Genomic DNA, 4,114 nt, shown 5'->3' with positions numbered 1-4,114 from the left:
CACATAGCCCTCATGGCCGCCGGCCACGGCTGGCGGATTGTCGCCGCCGATGGCGCCATGGCTGAGGCTGCGCCGGCGTCCGTTCGGGCGCGACCCCTGCGGAGTGCCGGGTATATGGGGAGCGCCGGCTCCACGAAGGGAATAGTCGGCAAGCATTCTCGCCACAGGAAGTTCATTTACAGGATCCTCCGACAGCGACACCCTTATCGTGTCGCCGATACCTTCGGTGAGAAGCGTGGCTATCCCTACGGCCGATTTCACACGCCCGTCCTCACCGTCGCCGGCCTCGGTCACTCCAAGATGTATCGGGTAGTGCATATCCTCGGCAGCCATCGCGTCGGCGAGCATCCTGACGGTTTCCACCATCAGACTCACGTTGGAGGCCTTGATCGAGATCACGACATTGTCAAAACGGCGTTTGCGGCACACGCGCAGAAACTCCATGGCGCTCTCGGTCATGCCGGCCGGATTGTCACCGAAACGGCTCATGATACGGTCAGAAAGCGAACCGTGGTTCACACCTATGCGTATCGCCGTACCGTTCTCGCGACACAGCTCCAGAAACGGCGTCAGAGCGTCGTCGATCCGCTGCAGTTCGGCTGCATACTCCTCGTCGGTATATTCCAGTTTCTTGAACACACGACCCGGATCCACGAAGTTGCCGGGATTGATGCGTACTTTGTCGGCAGTGACGGCGGCGGCAAAAGCCGCGCGGGGATTGAAATGTATGTCGGCCACCAGGGGCACGTCGACACCGGCCTCACGCAGACGCGACGAGATCACGCCTATGTTGTCGGCCTCCCTGACGCCCTGCGCGGTGAGCCTCACAAGCTCACTGCCGGCGGCGGCAAGCTGAGCCGACTGCCTTACGGAGCCGTCGGCGTCCATAGTGGAAGTGTTGGTCATCGACTGCAGGCGCACAGGGTTGTCGCCCCCTATGGCCACACGGCCGGCGCGCACCTCCACCGTCCGACGTCGGGAGTAGTCAAAACCCTCCATTGGACTTGAACTTGTAGTCGAGCTTGTCAAGCTCACGGTTGGCGTTGACTATCTTCTCCTTGAGTCCGGAGCGGTAATTGTCGAAACGCTCTGCGAGGGCCTTGTCTTCAAGCGCAAGGATCTGCACGGCCATTACAGCGGCGTTCAGACCGGCGTTTATGCCTACGGTGGCCACCGATACGCCCGGCGGCATCATCACTATCGAATACAGTGCGTCCTGACCCGACAGGGTGGAGTTGATCGGCAGGCCGATAACAGGCAGCGGAGTCATGGCGGCTATCACACCGGGAAGGGCGGCGGCCATGCCGGCGGCGGCGATGATCACCTTAAGGCCTCGGTCGCGCGCGCCACGTGCGAAGCGCTCCACTTCATCGGGAGTGCGGTGAGCCGACAGGGCGTTCATTTCAAACGGCACCTCCATCTTTTCAAGAAAGTCGGCTGCCTTGCTGAGAATGGGAAGATCGCTTGTGCTTCCCATGATGATGCTTACTAATGGAGTCATGATTATGATTGATTTGGATTATATCAGTGATATCAGATACACGCACGCGAAGCCGTTGGCCATGCCGGCCAGTGTCTGCCACAGGGTGTGGCGGCCGAGATATATGCGGGCGGTGCCAAGCAGACCCGACAGCAGCACGGCTGCCATAGCCGCCAATATGAAATTCACGCCCGGAGCCGCTATGTGCATGTCAAGGATTCTGAATGCGATCGCCGTCAGTCCGCCCATTGCAGTGAGATGGGCGCTTATCTTCCAGCGGAAATTGACGGCTGCGCATACCACCGTGGCGACACCGGCTCCGGCCATGAACAGCCACAGCCACGACGGGGCGTGAGCCGTGTGCAGGTATGCAGCGCAGGCTCCGTAGCTTAGCGCCGACACGACGTAGGGGATCAGGCGCTCGTTGCGGTTGTTCAGCCCGGGATCTTTCACCAGTCCGATCCTGTGGAGCACGATTATGGCCAGCAATGGCACGAGGCAGGTGATGGCGAAACACACGCCGGTCACAGTCCACTTCACCGGAGCCGGGACCGTCGACAGCACGGTGAGAAACAGCGACAGCACCACACCGTAGGTCGGCACGAGCAGCGGCGACAGAAGGGCTGATAATATCTGTGATAGAAGTTTCATTATAGTATTTTAGCGTTTCATGTTTGCGTATGGATGTCGCAGTGGTCAGATACCGTGGAGAGTACGGAGTCGCGCCACGGGAATACCGGCCTTTTCGCGGTATTTGGCCACCGTGCGCCGCGCTATGTCGTAGCCCTGAGCCTTCAAAGCCGCTGTCAGAGCTTCATCGCTCAGCGGCGAGCGCTTGTTTTCCTGGTCGACAAGGTGTCGCAGGGCGGCCATGATCTCAAGCGACGATGCGTCGCTGTCGCTCTTGGGGCGCTCGTTGAAGAAAAATTTGAGCGGATAAACACCGCCGGCCGTCGCCACATATTTACCCTGTGTGGCGCGGCTCACCACCGATATGTCATAGCCTGTGGCGGCTGCGATATCCTTCAGTATCATCGGCCGCAGTTTCAGCTCGTCGTCAGTGAGGAAGAAGTCGCGCTGATGACGCATTATCGCGGTCATGACGCGCCACAGGGTTTCGCGGCGCATACCTATGGCCTTTATGAAGTCGGCTGCCGAATCGCGACGGCTCTTCAGAAATGCCAGAGCATCCGCATCTCGACGCGGCATACGCGGGCTTATCTCTATGTTGTCCACGTCGAAGCTCTGTTCTATCGCAAGATGCGGCAGATTGTCGGGCATGCTCAGCAAGAGCCTGTCGCCGTCGGTTTCGACGTAGAAGTCGGGCGTTATATGGGCGGCTCTGATTTCAGCTTCGCTGTCGGATCCTTCAAAAGTGGCTCCCGGTTTCGGATTCAGAGTGCGTATCAGGTCTATCGCCGCTTTAAGTCGGCTTTCGCTAAGCGATGCGGCCGTCATCAGCCGGTCCATCTTCATTCCCGCGAAGAGATCGAAATAATGGGTTATTATCTCCGTGGCGTCAGCCACATCCTGCTGCGGATCAAGACGGCGAAGCTGCAGCAGCAGACAGTCGCGCAGATCCGACGCTCCGACGCCCGCTGGATCGAGCCTACGCAGCGTGTCGAGAGCGGAGCGCATTTCGTCCATCGTCACCTCCACGCCGGTCTGAACCTCCAGATCCTCACGCACAAGAGGCAGCGCGCGTGTCAGATAGCCGTTGCCGTCAAGACTTCCGGCAAGAAAAACGGCCGTTTCGAGTTCACTCCCGTCCATGCCGCTCTGGCGCAGCTGTTCGGTCAGATAGGCCATGAGCGTTTCACCCTCCTGACGAGTGTCCGGATCAAAGAAAGTGCGGTCCGAGGAGCCGTTCTTGGCCTCAAGCCTGTAGGACGGGACATCATCTTCGCTGCGGTAGTCGGCCAGCATCATCTGCTCGGCGGTTTCGCCCTGAGCGTCTGCCTGACGGATCTGATCGTCGGAAGAGGCCTCAAGCGCCGGATTCTCGTCGAGTTCGCGCTTCACTTCGTCCTCGATCTCGGCTGTACCCATCTCAAGCAGCCTCACATACTGCACCTGCACCGGCGACAAAGTCTGGCGCAACTGCTGTTTCTGACTTAACTTAAGCGACTCTTCCATCCGCGATTATGGCTTTTTACATCGTGTCAAATTCAAACATACTCTAAGATCACACATTATATATGTCCCACTTGTAGCGGGCGAGATTTTCCGGACGCACAAACCAGTCGATCGTGCGCTGCAGCCCCTCTTCAAGACTCACCTCCGGACGCCATCCTGTAAGCTCGCGCAGACGGGTGCTGTCGCCGCAGAGCCTGAACACTTCGCTCTTGCCAGGACGCAGACGCTGAGGGTCGGTCACGTAGTTCACCTCGCGTCCCATCAGGCGTGCTATCGTCTGAAGCGTTTGAAGCATCGTCACCTCCGTGCCGGTCGAGATGTTATATTCCTGACCCTCCACGCCCTCGGCGCGGGCAAGAGCCAAAAATCCGCGAGCCGTGTCGGCAACGAAGTTGAAGTCGCGGGTCGGACTCAGATCGCCGGTCTTGATCTCGGTGGCGCCGTTGGCTATCTGGGTGATGATGGTCGGGATGATCGCGCGGGCGCTCTGACGCGGAC

At 59.1% G+C, this 4,114-nt stretch carries 5 protein-coding genes; all 5 read right to left on the bottom strand.

Features of this window, described 5'->3' with window-relative positions; translation table 11 throughout:
- Positions 1-999: (E)-4-hydroxy-3-methylbut-2-enyl-diphosphate synthase (gene ispG / locus C5O24_RS11335; RefSeq protein WP_107681843.1), on the bottom strand; the 999-nt coding region annotated here is incomplete at its 3' end.
- The gene (gene purE, locus C5O24_RS11330; RefSeq protein WP_107036915.1) at positions 986-1,501 is read right to left on the bottom strand and encodes a 5-(carboxyamino)imidazole ribonucleotide mutase; all 516 of its coding nucleotides are present in this window, start codon (positions 1,499-1,501) and stop codon (positions 986-988) included. The genes purE and ispG, both read right to left, overlap by 14 nt.
- Before the next feature lie 18 nt (positions 1,502-1,519).
- Positions 1,520-2,131, bottom strand: coding sequence for a hypothetical protein (locus C5O24_RS11325; protein WP_107036916.1), 612 nt, complete (start codon positions 2,129-2,131; stop codon positions 1,520-1,522).
- A 45-nt stretch (positions 2,132-2,176) separates the two neighbouring features.
- Positions 2,177-3,616 (bottom strand): RNA polymerase factor sigma-54, encoded by a 1,440-nt coding sequence (rpoN, locus tag C5O24_RS11320; RefSeq protein ID WP_107036917.1) that lies wholly within the window; start codon positions 3,614-3,616, stop codon positions 2,177-2,179.
- Between the two features lie 49 nt (positions 3,617-3,665).
- A partial coding sequence (locus C5O24_RS11315; RefSeq protein ID WP_133165553.1) for a GDP-mannose 4,6-dehydratase occupies positions 3,666-4,114 on the bottom strand: 449 nt, incomplete at its 5' end.

The sequence above is a fragment of the Paramuribaculum intestinale genome, from assembly GCF_003024925.1.
Taxonomy (GTDB): domain Bacteria; phylum Bacteroidota; class Bacteroidia; order Bacteroidales; family Muribaculaceae; genus Paramuribaculum; species Paramuribaculum intestinale.
This window is presented reverse-complemented; position numbering and strand designations above follow the sequence as displayed.